At 65.9% G+C, this 16,028-nt stretch carries 15 protein-coding genes; 3 read left to right on the forward strand and 12 right to left on the reverse strand.

The window, feature by feature from the left end:
• Positions 1 to 161: 161 nt before the first annotated feature.
• The 3 genes from floA to VD997_16120 all read right to left on the reverse strand — a co-directional run bounded on the left by floA (position 162) and on the right by VD997_16120 (position 3,296).
• Entirely contained in the window at positions 162 to 1,205 is a 1,044-nt protein-coding gene (gene floA, locus VD997_16110) for a flotillin-like protein FloA (protein HYE63515.1), read from the reverse strand.
• Between the two features lie 153 nt (positions 1,206 to 1,358).
• Complete coding sequence (locus tag VD997_16115; GenBank protein HYE63516.1) at positions 1,359 to 2,051, reverse strand: hypothetical protein; 693 nt, start codon at positions 2,049 to 2,051, stop codon at positions 1,359 to 1,361.
• A 525-nt stretch (positions 2,052 to 2,576) separates the two neighbouring features.
• The gene (locus VD997_16120; protein ID HYE63517.1) at positions 2,577 to 3,296 is read right to left on the reverse strand and encodes a hypothetical protein; all 720 of its coding nucleotides are present in this window, start codon (positions 3,294 to 3,296) and stop codon (positions 2,577 to 2,579) included.
• A gap of 76 nt (positions 3,297 to 3,372) precedes the next feature.
• Here VD997_16120 and VD997_16125 point away from each other — a divergent pair, with 76 nt between their 5' ends.
• Positions 3,373 to 3,624 carry a hypothetical protein gene (locus VD997_16125; GenBank protein ID HYE63518.1) on the forward strand — a complete coding sequence of 84 codons (252 nt, stop codon included), beginning with the start codon at positions 3,373 to 3,375 and terminating at the stop codon, positions 3,622 to 3,624.
• Positions 3,625 to 3,884: 260 nt separating this feature from the next.
• On the opposite strand, the gene VD997_16130 is transcribed toward VD997_16125, so the two are convergent.
• The gene (locus VD997_16130) at positions 3,885 to 4,217 is read right to left on the reverse strand and encodes a hypothetical protein (GenBank protein HYE63519.1); all 333 of its coding nucleotides are present in this window, start codon (positions 4,215 to 4,217) and stop codon (positions 3,885 to 3,887) included.
• A 283-nt stretch (positions 4,218 to 4,500) separates the two neighbouring features.
• Between VD997_16130 and VD997_16135 the strand changes: the two genes are divergently transcribed.
• Positions 4,501 to 5,154 carry a hypothetical protein gene (locus VD997_16135; GenBank protein ID HYE63520.1) on the forward strand — a complete coding sequence of 218 codons (654 nt, stop codon included), beginning with the start codon at positions 4,501 to 4,503 and terminating at the stop codon, positions 5,152 to 5,154.
• A gap of 167 nt (positions 5,155 to 5,321) precedes the next feature.
• Here the strand turns inward: VD997_16135 and VD997_16140 are convergent, their stop codons facing one another.
• The 8 genes from VD997_16140 to VD997_16175 form a co-directional block, all read right to left on the reverse strand.
• A complete protein-coding gene (locus VD997_16140) occupies positions 5,322 to 6,197 on the reverse strand; it encodes an ATP-binding protein (protein ID HYE63521.1) in 876 nt (291 codons plus the stop codon).
• Entirely contained in the window at positions 6,164 to 7,855 is a 1,692-nt protein-coding gene (locus VD997_16145; protein HYE63522.1) for a recombinase family protein, read from the reverse strand. Before VD997_16145 ends, VD997_16140 begins: the two co-directional genes overlap by 34 nt.
• 36 nt (positions 7,856 to 7,891) lie before the next feature.
• Entirely contained in the window at positions 7,892 to 8,122 is a 231-nt protein-coding gene (locus VD997_16150) for a hypothetical protein (GenBank protein ID HYE63523.1), read from the reverse strand.
• Complete coding sequence (locus VD997_16155; GenBank protein ID HYE63524.1) at positions 8,119 to 9,822, reverse strand: hypothetical protein; 1,704 nt, start codon at positions 9,820 to 9,822, stop codon at positions 8,119 to 8,121. Before VD997_16155 ends, VD997_16150 begins: the two co-directional genes overlap by 4 nt.
• The gene (locus VD997_16160) at positions 9,819 to 10,193 is read right to left on the reverse strand and encodes a hypothetical protein (GenBank protein HYE63525.1); all 375 of its coding nucleotides are present in this window, start codon (positions 10,191 to 10,193) and stop codon (positions 9,819 to 9,821) included. Before VD997_16160 ends, VD997_16155 begins: the two co-directional genes overlap by 4 nt.
• Positions 10,194 to 10,249: 56 nt before the next feature.
• The gene (locus VD997_16165) at positions 10,250 to 10,486 is read right to left on the reverse strand and encodes a helix-turn-helix domain-containing protein (GenBank protein HYE63526.1); all 237 of its coding nucleotides are present in this window, start codon (positions 10,484 to 10,486) and stop codon (positions 10,250 to 10,252) included.
• Positions 10,487 to 10,567: 81 nt separating this feature from the next.
• On the reverse strand, positions 10,568 to 10,957 hold the full coding sequence (locus VD997_16170) for a hypothetical protein (GenBank protein ID HYE63527.1): 390 nt from the start codon (positions 10,955 to 10,957) through the stop codon (positions 10,568 to 10,570).
• 413 nt (positions 10,958 to 11,370) lie between these two features.
• Positions 11,371 to 14,445 (reverse strand): DNA methyltransferase, encoded by a 3,075-nt coding sequence (locus VD997_16175; GenBank protein ID HYE63528.1) that lies wholly within the window; start codon positions 14,443 to 14,445, stop codon positions 11,371 to 11,373.
• Between the two features lie 135 nt (positions 14,446 to 14,580).
• Between VD997_16175 and VD997_16180 the strand changes: the two genes are divergently transcribed.
• Positions 14,581 to 15,537, forward strand: a complete 957-nt coding sequence (locus VD997_16180; protein HYE63529.1) for a S1/P1 nuclease — start codon at positions 14,581 to 14,583, stop codon at positions 15,535 to 15,537.
• The last annotated feature ends 491 nt before the right edge of the window (positions 15,538 to 16,028 follow it).

Genomic DNA, 16,028 nt, shown 5'->3' on the forward strand with positions numbered 1-16,028 from the left:
CAAAGGCAAAGGCCGAACACGGAGTTCACGGAGCAGGACCGAGGGGAGCGGGAGAGAAGGAAAGGATCGATCCGGTTCCATCCTGTCTTCCCCAAGTCCGATCCTGTCTCCCCTCCGTGTAGCTCTGTCTTCTCTCCGCCCCCTCCGTGTTCCTCTTCCTCTTACACGTTGGGCCGCGTGTTGCCGTCGCCGGCGATCGAGCCGCGCATCGAGGTGTCGGCCTGCAGGTTCTGCAGCTTGTAGTAGTCCATCACGCCCAGGCGGCCGTTGCGGAAGGCGTCGGCGATGGCCTTGGGCACGTCGGCCTCGGCCAGCACCACCAGGGCCTTGTTCTCCTCGATCCGCGCCTTGTTCTCCTGCTCGAGGGCCAGGGCCAGGGCACGCCGCTTCTCCGCCTCGGCCTGGAAGCGCTTCTTGTCGGCCTCGGCCTGCGCCGCCTGCAGCTGGGCGCCGATGTTGTCCCCGACGTCGACGTCGGCGATGTCGATGGAGAGGATCTCGAAGGCCGTGCCCGCGTCCAGGCCGGTGCTCATCACCTTCTTGCTGATGTCGTCGGGGTTCTCCAGCACCGCCTTGTGGTCGTTGGCCGAGCCGATGGTGGACACGATGCCCTGCCCCACGCGTGCGATGATGGTCTCCTCGGTGGCGCCGCCCACCAGCCGGGCGATATTCGTGCGCACCGTCACGCGGGCCTTGACCTTCAGCTGGATGCCGTCCTTGGCCACCGCGTCGATGGTCCCCCGCGGCCCGTTGGCGCTGGGGCAGTCGATCACCTTGGGGTTCACCGAGGTGTGCACCGCGTCCAGGATGTCGCGGCCCGCGAGATCAATGGCGGTGGCGATGTTCCAGGGCAGCTCGATGCGGGCACCCCGGGCCGCGATCATCGCCGAGATCACGTTGCTCACCCGCCCGCCGGCCAGGTAGTGGGTCTCGATCATGTTGGTGGGGATGTCCATGCCGCTCTTGACGGCGCGGATCCGGTTGATCACCACCGTGCGGATGTCCACCTTCCGCAGCTTCATCCCGATCATGTCCAGCATGCCCACGTGGGCGTTGCTGGTCATCGCCTGGATGTACAGGCTGATGAACTGCAGCAGGAAGATGAACACGAAGAAGAGGACCAGGCCAACGATGCCGATCACGACCCAGATGATCATGTCCTGCTTGGTGGCCTGGGCGAGCGTGAGCATTGAAACGTGGTGCATGGGGACTCCCTCGATTCGGGCGGGAGTATAGCGGACGGGTGGGCCCCCCAGTAGAGGAGTGGAGGAGAGCAGGAGTGGAGGAGACGCGGCCCGGCCCTGCGCCGCCGCCCCCTCTCCTCTTCTCCTCTTCTCCTCGGCTCCTCCACCGGCCCCCTACGCCGCCAGCGGCATGGTAGAGGCCTGCTGCACGCGCACGCTCGCGCGCAGCGGCATGCTCCACGGCCCCAGCGTGCCGCGGGGGCCGATCCAGCGGGCGAAGTAGGTGGTGCTCCAGCCCGGGGGCGCGGGCGGCGCGTCCACGGTCTTGCGCGTCAGCGTCATCACGGTCACCGGCTCGGCCCCCGCGGGGCTTTCGGCCCGTTGCGGCGCGACGGTGCGGCACAGCAGCAGGCCCATCGCGCCTTCGGGGCGGGCCCGCCCGGTGCCCGGCGGCCTCAGCACGCGGATGGTGTGCTGCAGGCCGGTGTCGTCCATCAGGAACAGCTGCGGCCAGTCCTCGATCGCCCGCCGCCTCGGGAAGGCGTGGGGCGGAGGGATCAGGCCCAGGCTGATCAGCTGCGCGGGCGTGACGCTGGCGTTGGCCCGCACCAGCCCCGCCAGCCGGCGCAGCACCGCCGTGCAGGCCTTCCGCTGCTCCCTCTTGTTGAGCACGTCGATGCTGGTGCGCGAGTTCCTGTTGCTCGCTCTGCTCCATGCGGCGGCCCAGGCGTCCGCCGCCGCCACCATCGCGAGCGCGTCCTCCGCCGTGAGCCCGTACACCCCCGGCGCGGCCACCACCAGCGTGCGGAAGTTCCGCACAAACCCGTCGAACTCCGCGTCACGGTTGGGGATGAAGGGTGCGGACATGCTGCCTCGCGCGTAGGTGGTGGAGACGGGCGCTGCGCGGCCATCAACGCGCACGCCACCCTGCTGCACCCCTTGTTTCGGCACGTACACACAGGGCCTGAAGGGAAAAACCACGGTTTATGCACTGTGCACCTGGGCGGCAGCCTCGCAGAACCGCTGCGCGCGCTCAGAAACCGCGGTTGATGGAGTCCGCACACGGGTCAGCAGCGCAGAAACCGCGGTTTTTCGATGTCACGCGCGGGCGGGCGACGCCCACACGGCTGTCTGCGCCGCATAAACCGCGGTTTCTGAGCGTGCGCAGCGCGTGCAGAGACTTCGCACGTGCGCCGCGTGGTCTCTCGCTCTGACGCCGGTTGCTCGCGCGCCCTTCGCTGCGCCCGTTCCGCGGGTGCAAAAGGGGCTGCCGCCACTCTTGCGACTCCCTGCTGAAGGCAAGACGCTTGCGCGCTCGGCGGGCGCGGTGCGCACGCAGAGGCCCGGAGAGCCCGAGAGGGGCGGCCTTAAAACCCCTCTCGGTTGCGCGGCTCACGACGCGGGCGCGGGCCTGGGGCGCGGGGCCAGCCCGCACTCGGGGCAGGGCGCGGTTTCAGCAAGGCCCTTGCGGTCGTAGGCGCAGGTGGGGCAGAGGCCGTTGCTGCGCCGCAGGTGCCGCACCCACCAGCGCCACGCCTCGTGCAGGGCGAAGAAGACGGGGCTGTAGAGGATGGCGTTGAGGAGGAGGCCGGGCCAGAGGATGAGGTAGGGGAGCGGCATCTTCACCACATCCCTGATGAGTCCGAAGAACATGACGCGCGGGGTGGCGTCCTCGGCGTACGTGGTGGCCCCCTTGACGCAGTGCATGGGCCAACCGGACACGTAAACGCCCATGCTGCGCGTGATGTCGGGCGACGGCGGGGTCAGATGTTCACGCCGCTTGCGGATCTCGGCGACCGCCCAGGAGGGGGCTTCGGTAAGAGCGCCAATCACTCCTCCGTCCGGCGTCGGTATGGCGGCTCTTCTCTCGACCTCGCGCAGCATCAATGCGGCATTATCAAAACCTTGAATGTGGCAGCCGGCGTTGGTTGCGGAGCGGTCCGCGATGATGTAAAGGTGCAGGCCCTCGATGCTGACGGGCCCTTCTGTGAATTCGCGGCCGTCGGCGCTGACGTTGGAAATCGCCACCCACGCCACCACCACGCCCGCCACCGCCCCCAGCAGCACGTAGCACGCCCACGCCGCCGCGTGCTTCTTCCAGCGCGTCCGCATGGGGGCAGTGTACTTCGCGCGTGGCCTGGTCGCGCCGCCGGCTCCCGGCGGCGGTGCGGTGCGGTAGACTGCGGTGATGGACAACAACCCGCAGCTGCCGGGGAGCGATCCCGCGGCGCGGAACAGCGCCATGGGCGCGGCGATCTTCGCGGGCTTTGCGGTGGTGGTGGTGTGCCGGGTGGTGGTGCACGACGGCGAGACGCGCTCGCCGAGCACGGGGCAGCGGGTGGGCGGGGAGGCCGTGTTCCCGGCCCTGCTGGCGGCGCTGTTCATTTACGCCGGCGTGTACGCGCTCGTGCGGCGTCTATCGCGGCGCGGGGAGAAGTAGACGTCGGCACGCGTGCAAAGCCCAGGGATCATGATCCCTGGGCTTTCGGTTCACATTGGGACATCCGTGCGCACGGTCGACGGCAACGCCCCCGGGACTTTGGGCACGGTGGGGGGGTGCGCGGCTTTGCCGCACCTCCCCACAAGTGCCCAACCGGAGCCAGCGCCTTCGCTGCTTTGCCTTGGAGTCTTCAGCGCACACTGCGCGGCCGCGGGTCCGCTGGTGCAAAAGGGGCTGCCGCCCCTCTTGCGACTCCCTGCCTAAGGCACGTTGTCCGAGGGCCCGCCGCACTCGGGGCAGGGGGCGTTCTGCGCCGTGCCGGTACGGTCGTAGCCGCACGCGGGGCAGAGGCGGGACGCGGCGATGACGGCGCGTTTCAGGCGGCTGGCCGTGTAGAACATGGACACCATCAGGCAAGGACCCATCAGGCCAAGCCCGATGAGCGAGAGCGTGCGGAACGCGCCGGGCGGCCTGTGCTCGAGTTTGCAGGCCAGTAGCTGCAGTGTGAAGCCCAGGATCATCACCGAGACCAAGTGCAGCGTCATCCTCGCGTTGCGGGCCGCGCGGACCAGCTCAAGCCTGATCGTGTTCATGGGCGGGCTCCTGGGGCCCTTGGAGGCAGTGTACAACCACGATGAATGATCCGGTGCGCGGTGGCCGCTGGTGCAAAAGGGGCTGCGGCCCCTCTTGCGACTCCCTGCTGAAGGCAAGGCGTTCGCGCGATGGGTGAGCAGGGTGCGCACCGCACCAACTTCCGCAGAGCCGGAAGTTGGTGGCACGGGGTGCGGCCACGCCGGCGTGCGCGCCTCTTGCATGCCTTTCTCCGCGCCCCCGCGTCTCCGCGAGAGCTTCTCCGGTCCGGCGCTACCCTTGTTCATGCTCGTGGTCAGCTACTACACCGGCGACGGGAACTACGCGGCGTACGCGGCCAAGCTCCGCGCGAGCTGCGAGAAGTTCGGCATCGAGCACCAGATCGAGCAGCTGCCCTCGGGGGGCGACTGGGTGAGGAACCTGGGGTTCAAGCCCAGGTTCGTGTACGACAAGCTGCTCAAGAACAAGAAGAGCGTGGTCTGGATGGACGCGGACTGCGAGGTCATGCAGTACCCCGCGCTGCTGGACGACGACCAGTACGACCTGATGATCTACAACTGGTACGCGGAGGCCAACCCGGGGGCGCGGTTCCACGACGCCACGAGGCTGGGGCCCGCGAGCGGGGTGTTCCGCGTCAAGTACGGGGCGCCCATGCTGCAGTTCCTGCACGCGTGGATGCAGCAGTGCCAGAAGCTGCCCAGGATGCGCGACGACCTGCTGCTGGGGCACGTGTACAGCAACTGGAAGGGCCCGAAGCTGAGGACGTTCTGGCTGCCCAAGGCGTACAACAGGATGGACAGCCACTGGCCCGAGGTGGAGCCGGTCATCAACCACGTGTACACCGACGGGACCATCTTCGCGGCGGGGGCGGGCGACGCGCCGCTGGAGAAGGGTTTGCCGGTGCAGGCGACGGACCCGATGGCGCCGCGGGAGGGGTAGGCGTTCAACCGCAGAGCACGCAGAGAACGCAGAGGGATGCACGGGATCGGGGACCGGGCCGCGGACGCAGCGGGATGCACCGGCGGGCTTGGCTCCCGGCTTCCCGGCCTTAAACCCTGCCCCGCGCCTTCCTCTGCGTGCTCTGCGAGCTCTGCGGTAATAGGTCTTTACACCTTGCGGTCCAGCAATCGGTACGAAACGGCCTCGGAGACGTGGTGGGTCGCGAGCGTGGGGGCGCCCTCGAGGTCGGCGATGGTGCGGGCGACGCGCCGGACCTTGTCGTAGGCCCGGGCGGAGAGACCGAGTTCCGTGAGGGCCTGGCCCAGCATCTCGTGCGCGGCCTGGTCCATGGGCGCAAGGGTGTCGAGCTGCTTGCCGGAGAGGCGGGCGTTGGGGGTGGTGGCGCCCTGGCGGGCGTGCTGGGCGGCGCGGGCGCGTTCCACCTGCTCTTTCATCTGCGCGGTTGTGGTGCCAGGCTTGGTCGGCTTGGCGTGCTGCGTGCCCGCGGTGAGCTCCTTCCACGGCACCGCGGGGGCCTCGACGTGGATGTCGATGCGGTCCAGCAGCGGGCCGCTGAGGCGGGCCATGTACCGCTCCATCTCGCGCTTGCCCGCCTCGCCGGGCGAGAGGTCGCCCTTGGGCGTCGGGTTCATGGCCGCGATGAGCATGAAGTTGGCGGGGAAGCGCACGGCCGAGTGCGAGCGGGCGATGGTGACGACGTGGTCCTCCATGGGCTGCCTTAAACCCTCGAGCACGTCGCGGGGGAACTCGGCGAGCTCGTCGAGGAACAGGACCCCTCTGTGCGACAAGGAGATCTCGCCCGGCCGCGGCACGACGCCGCCGCCGACGATGGCCGCGGAGCTGGCGGTGTGGTGGGGCGAGCGGACGGGGCGGGTGGCGATGAGACCCTGCCCGGGGTTGAGCTGGCCCGCGGCCGAGTAGATGCGCGTGATCTCGATCGCCTCCTCGGGCGTGAGCGGCGGCAGCACGCCCGGCAGCGCCTTGGCCATCATGGTCTTGCCGCTGCCGGGGGGGCCGAGCATGAGGGAACCCGGACCAAGTGTCCGACGCGGGTGCGATCTGCCGAGTCTGGCAGTTGGGCCGAGTTCAAAGGCGTTGTAGCCGACTGTCCGCAACGGTTCGGCTCTGTTTGAGCGTGGGGGCCCTCAACAGCCTTGGGCAAGGACAATGCAAACGTCACCCGGCTCACTCCCCACGTACGCACAGAACCCCCTAAGACCCGCCCCCGCATGTCCCGGCCGAGCTTGTTCCCGGTCCGGACTGCCTCGACATCCACGCGCCGAACGATGGTTCGGAGCACCGCCCGTTTCTGGTCTCCTGAGAGTCTCGTGCGGCCTGCAAGGACGGTTTGGACGGCCTTGACGACGCGAGTGGACTGACTGGTGTCCATGGTGGCTGCTTTGCCCCGGAGAGCCTCCAGCTCACGATCGTGGGCCGCGATGCCTTCCTTGGTCTGCTTCGTTTTCGCCAGGAACTCGTCCTTGGTGATCTCGCCGTCGGCCCTCATTTCTAGCAGCCGATCGAGCCGCCGCCTGCCCCTGCCGATCTGGTCGTTGAGGTGGTCGATCTCTTGCAGCACCGCCTGTCGTTGGTAGGGGTCCGCAGCGGCTGCCAGCAGCCGCTCAACGAACTCCGCAGAAGTGGCCAGTGACGCGAAGGCGTCCCAAACTGCACCGTCCACGGTCTCCGCGTCCAACCACGGGCACCCCTTTACCCCTTTGGGTGCTCGGTAGAGCCTACACCCTCGCCCAACGTCCCCCTCGTACTTGTGGTTGTCCACGTAGAGCAGCCCTGAGAGCATCCTCGGGACCGCTGTTCGCGGCAGCTTAGGCCGAGCCCGAACCGCGTCCCAAACTTCGCGGGTGACAATGGCGGGGTATGCGTTCTCCCGGATGATCGCTTTCTGGTTGTTGGGGTCGAACCGGAAACCTCGCGTGCCCTTGCCGCTGACCCAGACATTGCTGGCGCAGGTCCCGATGTAGGCGGGATTATCAAGAGCGCGGCGGACGCTAGTCTTGCCCCATTGGCCTCCCCGGGGTGACACAAGTCCCAACCGATTCAGTTCAACGGCTACCGAGCGATCCCCCCGCCCCTCAGCGCTCAGCTTGAATAGGCGTCGGATGGTTGCGGCCTCGGCCTCCACGATGACCAGCGTGCCTCGTCCCGGTTCGCCTGGGTGCGGGTTTCTGAAGCCGAAGGGGGCTGGCCCTGAACTCTTGCGTCCCTGCTCGGCCCTCTGGCGCTTACCCCGCAGCATTCGTTCCTTGATCCGCTCAGACTCGGCCCTATCCACGACACCCTGAATCCCGACCATGAACCGCTCGTCGATGCTGGAGAGGTCGCGGACAGTGCCATTGATCAGGATCTTGAGTCCTCGTTCCTTGAGCTCCCGCATCAGCAGGGCGACCTCTAGCTCATCCCCGCGTGTCAGGCGGCTCTGCTCGTGCACGTAAATCGCATCCAGGGTGTGTTCGCGGATGAACCCCAGCACCTGCTGAAGCACACGGCGGTCGCTTGCTGCCTGGGTTGCCGACTCCGCACCTTTGAACGTGGCAGCGGTTGTCCACCCCGACTTGCTGGCGTGCTCCGCATAGACGCGCTCCTGCGCTTCCAGCGACGCCCCTTGGTCCGCCTGCCGCTCGGTGCTCACTCTAAACAGGGCTACGACCTTCATGGTCATCCTCTCACGCCGGCACCTTGCCGGCGTGCGTCACACCTACCCCAAAGGGCCAGCATGGATCAAGTCCTTGTTGGTGACGGGTTTATGGGCCCGGATTCGGGCGGCGAGCTCCACAGCTGGTGTGGTTGCCCAGGCCGCCATGAGTTCGGACACCCGGGCACAGTCCCCTACGGTCGCGGCCGCCGTGATGGCTGCCTTGATCGCTAGCTCTGCCTCCTCCACCTCAGCGGCGGCGCTGAGGATCGCATTCGCATAGGTGGGGATCATCGGGTACCTCCCGCCAGTTCAATTCCGTTGGAACATGGGGTCCGGTCTGGGTCCGCTCCCTCCGCTCCATCCGCCTCTCCCTGGTCAGCGGAGGCAGCGGGGTGAGCGGACCCAGCGGTGCGGCGGTGTTCCAGTTGGATGATCTTCCGCTTGAACTTCCCCGAACCCTTGACGGGAATGTTCACCTCTACCCCCATGGCACGAAGATTCGGGGCCAGCCGGCGAAGCGCCCCGATCAGCGACTTCGCGCCCGCGGCTCCATGCCATTCACGAACCAGCGGATCGGCCGTGAGCACTCGGATGTGATCCAGGAGTTCGGCCCCAGTGCCACTCCAATGCGGTTGTTGAGCCAGGAGCTGAAGAACGGCCGCTCCTACCGGCGAGGACTCGACGGCGGAGGCATTCGCGCCCTCCCGGTTCGCCATGTACGCCGCCATAAATCGCCCGCCATACCAACCGAGGCCCTCCTCGGCGGCGGTCACCCAGATCGCGAAGTCAGCCATCCTGGGCTTGACGGGCAGCCGGACCGAGTTGAAGTTCCGGAGTGCAGCACTGACAGCGGTCAGCAATGCCCCGAGTACAGCCGGTCGAATCTCGTCAAACTTCCGCCAAATCTCCGTCTCTGAGAGCCGTACGTCCGCAGCGATGGGCGACAGCGACAACCGCACGGTCCGGTCGATCAGGTCCGAACGGTCGGCGACATCTTCGATCCCGTTGAGTAGGACCGGCCTCCGGGCTTTGAAGATCGTCTCGTCGTCGTTCTCGTAGAGGGTGCGGGTGGCGAAGCCCCCGTCCGTGGCGAGCGCACAGATGGCATCCGACAGGTGCGGCTTGAGGTCAGACAAGTTGTTGTAGCAGCACATCCAGCCATTGCCGGCCGAGATGAACACGTCCCGTTCGTCACGCGGGGGGCGACGCAGGTCCGCTTCGTTTGGGTCAATGAGCCGCCGGGCCATTTTGCAGAGCGTGGACTTCGCTGATCCTTGCTCCCCATCGACATTCAGAACCCCGTATGGGCCGGTGGGTCGCAGTGCTCCAACGAGCCAGCCCACGAACAGGACCCATTGCTCGTCCTCCGGGAGATTGACAAGCGGGCGCAGCTGTTCAATGGAGCCACCGTGTTGGGGCGATGGCAATGGATGCATCCCTCTGCGCCGGAAAAACCGAATCGGGGCCGTCGTGCTATTGATGACCCGCCAGCCGGAGGGTGACACCTCAATGGCCCGCCAGTCTTTGTCACATAGATCGAGATACACGAGCCCATTGAGCCCTGCCACGCGCAGGCAGACCTGACGCTGCGGTCCCTTGAACTTGGCTTCGCCCGACAAGGTGCTGATTGCGTCCTGCAACGCCTGCGCGGAAGCCGCCTTCCCGAACAGCTCGTAGAACTGGCGCATCAGCCATTCGCGGAACCCTCGGTTGGAGAGACGCCACGTCTCGACGTGATCGCCTACTGGGAATGTCGCGTACGCCTCCCCGTCCTCGCAGTGGAAGAGTTCAAGTCCGGGGGTGGTGAGCACGAGGTCAATGAGGAGGGTCGCCTGGGACTTGCGTTGCGACGGCTCCGGGGACCCCTGGCCGGCTATCTCAGTTTCCGCGTCTACGGCTTGAGAGAGCGGCGTGGCCATGGGGTCGGGTGCAGGCTCACCCTCCAGCGTCCGAACAACAGCGTCGCAGTCGCGGTCGAGTGAATGGCTCATGCCTGCTGTCCCTCCATGAATTTGAGCAGCGCAAATATTCGCAGACACGCCGATGCAGGCTCCTGGCCCGCACGTATCCGCTTCGCCGCAAATGTGAGTTCGTCGGGCAAGTACCTGGAGGCGGCGAACAAGGCAAAGCGATCCACGTACCGGATCGCTGTCGCAGCGTCATGGGGTTGAAGCCACTCGAAGGCTGCGTTCCACGAGTACTTGTCCTCCGCCTCCTTGTCCATTAGCGACCGCTGGTCAACCGGCAGTTCCGCACCGGTGAGGGCCCGTGCTGACATCCATTGGGCGAAGGGGTGCGTAAAGCTCAGAGGCGTCAAGCCCAGGTCGCGGAATCTCGCGCGCGCCTCGCCGAACCGGAGCATGGCCGCGAGCGCACGCACCTCCGCCTCAGGGGCAGGAGCAACGCGATGGGGAGCGTTCATGGCCGATGCCCCTTGTGTGCGGCGATGTAGGCGGCGAGATCGAGCGGGTCGTACCGCACAGCCCGCCCGATGCGGACCGCCACGATCTCACCGCTCTTGGTGAGGTCAAAAAGTTTGCGTGCGCTCAACTGCAGAGCGATCGCTGCATCGCGTGGCTTGAGCAGGAGACTGGTTGCGGTTGGCGGCTGCTGATGGTGTGTGGCGGCTTGGTACGGCGTGGTCATGATGAACATGGATACACATGGTTCATCGCTCAAGAAATACGCGCTGGCTCCACGGGACCGCGGACTTGGCCAGATTCCGGTTTGTACGGTTTAGTTCGGTTTCCCGAAACCGAACTTCTCAAGAGCTTTTCGCAAGGTGCCGCGCTCCGGAAGGTGAGGCGTCGCTGCTCGAAGAGTCTGGTGCGACCAGCGGAGAGGTATGCCTTGACCGGTGGTTGGTAGAGCTCGCCCCGCTGATCTCAGTGCCCTCTTCAACTGCTTCGAGATGTACTCCGCATCTAGGGCGACCTTCTTCGCCAGCGCATGATTTGGGATCGGATCCGGCAGCAGATGAGGCGATCGCCTCTGCGCACGGCGCTCAGAAGTTTCCGATGCGAGCTGTAGCACGAGATGGGCCTTCAGTTCACGGTGCAGATTGCGGAGGTCTTTGACTTCACCCGCCGTCAGTTCCGCAACTAGGGTGTCTTTGTCGAGGAACATCCGGCGCAAGTACAGGCTGCTCAAGGCGTTCGCGAGAGGCTCCGCGTTTAGGTGAGGCCGCTGACCAGTGACAACCTGAATCCCGTCCCCGCAGTCGGTCGTGCAACCGCCCGTAAGAGTGCGGGAGAAAACCAGCGATCCCAACAGCCAGATTCTCCCCCACAAAACTCGAAGGCTTCTTCGATTGCCGGTTATCACTGCGCCCGTCTGGGTGCGCTCGCAGCGCTCTAGCTGCGACAGAAACATCTCCAGCTGGGTGCGAATGGCAAGTATCGCTCGTGATAGTGGCACCGGGCCGGAGGAGATGAGGTGGCCCTCAGCATCAAACCATAATTCTGGTCTATTGCTCGGACGATCATCGTGATCGCCCGGTCCCGTTGTCGTCGTTCTGCTCGGCATCGTTACTCTCTGGATCAGGCTTCCTGAGAGAAGGAGGTTCTCTGGGGAGTGGCACGCGATGCTCGCTCCCCATTCATCCTCAGCAGGTTCCCCAGCACCCGCTCCTCCACCTCCGCGCGCTTCGCCGCCAGCGCATGCCCCTCGGGCAGGGGCTGGCCAGCGCCGGTCTCCACCCACACCTCGGCCCAGTCCTCATGCCAGCCACCCTGCGGGTCCACGGCGGCGTACGCGGCGAGGACGGCGCGATCGAGCTGCTCGTGGGCGAGCCGCAGCCACGTAGGGCGCTCGTTGTACAGGTTCGTCAGCGTCCGCTTCTTGAGCTTGGGGTCCTGCGCGGCCACTGCCATGATGGCTGAGTGGCGGATCAGCGGGCGTGCTGCCTCGGGCACGTCGAGGAACTGGTCCGCCGCGTCGATGCGGGCCGCGATGGGCGCGATCCACTCCGGCGGGTTCAGCCATCGCTCCCGCTGCACGTCGAGCTCCTTCGCCGCTGCCGCTATGACCTTGTAGCACGGGTCGTTCACCGGCTCCTTGCCGGGTGGCCAGGGGAGGGGGAAGGTCTCGAAGCAGCTGGTGGGCGTATAGCGGAAGCCGGACTCGGCCTCACGCAGCTGCGTGCCCATTCGGCGGGCCCAGAGCTCGTGGACCGACGAGTGGAGGACACCAAGGAAGTAGTCGTCGGACCTCGCGAACACCACAAGCTGGCCGTCGATCACAGTCTTCGGATCGAGGAACATGAACAATCGGTGCTTGGCGACGCGTGCCGTCACGATGCACCGGGTTAGTGAATCCTGCCTAGATCGCAGTTCGGGGACTGGCCGCGCGAGCTGCCACCACCGCTCACGTTCGAAGCCCGCTCTCACTTTGTCACGTTCAGGCTTCACATGCTCACGGGTGTATTCGAACGGGGCGGCGAAGCGGGCCGCCGCGGCCTGATCGCGGGTTCCGAAGTCGATGATCCACGCCCCCCGGTAACGGCGGGTGATGTCCAGCCCGTTTACCCACGGCCGCACGACCTCGTCGTTGGTCACAGCAGAGGGATTGCCTTGCTCCGCGAGTAATCCGCGAGCACCCTCCAGTGTTAGGTCGAAAGCACCCTTTTTCATGCCGCCGATGAAGGATGTGGAGCGGTTCTCCTTGATGAGCTCGGCTCCAACCAAGTTGGACCCGCTCGTCAGGTCAGCGTTGATGTGCGCCACCTCGGAACCGTCGAGAACGTGCAGTTTCGACACGCCCGCTTCGAATCCGACGATTGAGACATGCACAGTCGCGCCATCAAGGGTCCAGTTCCGGTCCGACCAGGCGAGAAAGATGTCGCCCTCGTTCTTGATCCGCTCCAGGACCGTGCGGTTATCCCCTCCGCGGATTCCCTGAGTGGCGAGCAGGCCCGCCCGCAATCTGGTGTACCCGCTCATTGATCGTCGGGCGAGCTCGAACCAGTAGCAGCACAGGTCGCTGGTCTTGGGCAGGTCGTAGGCCGCGAACATCGCTTGGATGTACGGCTCCTCGAGGCCGTTCTGCCGGAACACCTTGGAGCCCAGGAACGGCGGGTTCCCGATGATGAAGTCGGCCTCCGGCCACTCCGCGGGGTGGGGTAGCGGCTCACCGTTCTTGCCGACCTTGAGGATGGCGTCGCGGTTCTCGATGGTTTTGAGCGAGGCGAGCACGGGGTCGCTGGGGGCCTTGAACCCGTTATCGCGCATCCACTGGAGGTAGCCAATCCAGATGACGACCTGCGCCAGCTCCGCGGCGTAGGGATTGATCTCGATGCCGTAGAGCTGCGTCGGGCGGACGCCCGGGAAGAGGGGCACGGCGATGTCGGACCGGGACGCGAAGGTGATAACCTCCTTGTCCAGGTCGAGCAGCCGCTGGATGGCAACGTACAGGAAGTTGCCCGATCCGCACGCGGGGTCGAGCACACGGACGCCCGAGAGTCGGTCCACAAACGCCCGCAGCCTCTTCTCTATGCGGCCAGTGAGGGTGGACGACTTCACGTCGCCCTTCTTCTGGGCCTTCTTCTGCTCGCGGCGGGCGGCCTCGACGCGCTGCGCGGCCAACTCCTCGCACTCGGTGCGGACGGCGTCCCACTCCCGCCGCAGCGGCTCCATGATGACCGGCTCGACCACCAGGAGGATGTCCTCGCGGCTGGTGTAGTGAGCGCCGATCTGTGAGCGCTTGGCGGGGTCCAGTGAGCGTTCGAAGAGCGTGCCGAAGATGGCCGGCTCGACGCTGCCCCATTCTTGCCCCGCGGCCACCAGCAGCAGCCCGATCTCGGTCTCTGTGAGCTCGAGGGCGGGCTCCTCGTCGAACAGCCCGCCGTTGAACCAGGCGATGTCCTCGGTGCCGAAAGCGCCGCCCGTCCGCATCTTGCCGAACAGCTCGGTGAGGCGCGGCGTGAGCTGCTTAGGGTGGTGGTGGCACTTTTGAAGGAGGGTCTTGAACAGGTCCTTGGGCAGCAGCCGCACGTCCTCGGCGAAGAGGCAGAACATGCACTTCATCAGGAAGTGCGCAGTGGTGTGCGGGTCGTGGCCGCGGTCGCGGAGAGCCTGGGCGAGCGTGCCCAAGTGCTTGGCGACCTCCTCGGTGACCTTCTGGGCCGTGACCTTGGGGCGGAAGCTCTCGGGGTCGGTGAAGGCGCGGCGGAGGAGGGCGAGGGCCTCGGGCCTGTCCATGTCCGCCAGGGCGACGGTGTGGACTTCCTTCCTGGTGGCCGTGAAGTTAGTGTGGATCTCGGTGCGGGCGATGTCGCTGACGATCAGCAGCGGCGGGCTTTCCAGGGCCTCGCGGTACTGGAGAAGCTGTCGGTAAGCGTCATCGAGGGTCTTGTACTTGTCTTTCCGCTTGTACTCCCAGCCGAACTTTCCCTTCCACCACACGTCCGCGAAGCCGCGGTCGCCCTTGGCCCCCTTGCTGGCCCCTCCGGCAACCTCCACCCCCTTCTCGAAGGCGTACTCCGCCCCGGTGGCATCGTGCTCCGCCGGCGTGGGCTGCCCCAGAAGGCGGCACAGGTCGATGAAGTGCTCCTGGCTTGCCGCCCGCTCGGGCAGGTTGACGCGGGACCACTTGGAAACGAAGTTTGCTGGGGTCATTGGCTGTGGTGCGTGATCAACTGTTTCCCGAGTCCAAAGGCCCAAGCTGCGCGCATGGGCGTGGTTCGCGGACGATTGTACTAAGTTGAGAATAGCTGGTGAGGGCGTAGCCCCAACAGTCGGGTAGGATCTGGCATGAACGCGTTCACGGTCAGCACGATCACTGCGCTCATTGCGTTCGCCCCCGCAGCCCTCGCCTGGAACGACTACGGCCACAACCTGGCGGCCTCAATCGCCTACCGGGAACTCAAGCCCGAGGTGAAGGCTAGGGTGGACGCCACCCTCAAGGAGCACGTCCAGTACTCGCTCCTCTCGACAGGGTGCCCGAAGGGCTTCGACCAAGGCGAGTGGGTGTTCATGCGGGCGGCAACATGGCCGGACATGGTTCGGTCAGACAAGAACCCCCACCACAGGACTGACCACCGCCCGAAGTGGCACTACATCAACTTCCCGATCAACCTCGACGGGAAGAAGGGGCCGGAACCCAAGGTAGAGTGGAAGAAGGGGGCGGAGCCAGAGAACGCGGTTCAGGCGCTCGCCAAGGTGGAGGCGGGGCTCAAGGACGAGAACCAGAAAGCGCCCGAGAAGGCGAAGGACCTCTCCTGGTTCCTGCACCTCGCCAGCGACCTGCACCAGCCGCTGCACGGGTCCAACCTCTATTCAAACCAGTACCCATCAGGGGACCAGGGCGGGAATGCCTTTTGGGTGCGCACGGACGCGGGCATGCCGGTGAAGCTGCACGCCCTCTGGGACCAGTGCCTTGGAACGAGCAAGAACATGAAGGACATCGCTGACCGGGGCGCTGGCCTGGTGGTCCGGAAGGACCTTACACGCACGGCGCTCGCCCCCAAGCTAAAGGAGACGGAGTACAGGACGTGGGCAGTCGAGGGCCGTGATCTCGCGAAGTCGGTCGCGTACCAGGACGGAAAGGTAAAGGGGGCGCTAGGCACGGACGAGAACAAGCCGAAGGACGCGCCGCTGCTGCCAGCGGGGTACTTCAGGACGGCGGAGAAGCTGGCAGAACAGCAGATCGTGCTGGCTGGGTATCGGATCGCTGACAAACTCAACACATTCACCGCAGGTGCCGAGTGAGCCCGCCGATCCCCAAGACACCCGCTGACCGCCTGTTGACCGGCTTTGGTCGCTTGCTTGATGAGTGCAATCGGCGGCTGCTGGCCGAGCTCCCATCTCGCGTGCCTCCCGAGCAGGACCCGAGATTCCTGCTGAACTACTCGCTTGGATTCGGGTCAAGCGGTATTCGTGCGTGCGGCGTCCTGCTTGACTCCTCCTTTCCCTCGCACGCATTCGCAGTGGCTCGTCCACTAATTGAGCACTCCTCAAGAGTCCTCTGGGCTGCGCGGGGCCGCTGGAGCCGCTACTGGGCATGGACGGCACAGGAGTATGTGAAGCGGCATGTAAAGGCGGCTCCCTACATCGGACCCGTCCAGAAGCAGATCGGCACGGCTCGATTTGCTGCGATTCAGGCGATGGCGGCAGGATTGGGAATGCCAGACCTTTCCGTGGTATTCGAGGACCTCGCAGCAGACGACGCGGCCGACCCTGAAAGTCCCGAGAACCAGCTT

It is taken from the genome of Phycisphaerales bacterium (assembly GCA_035627955.1).
Classification (GTDB): Bacteria; Planctomycetota; Phycisphaerae; order Phycisphaerales; family UBA1924; genus JAEYTB01.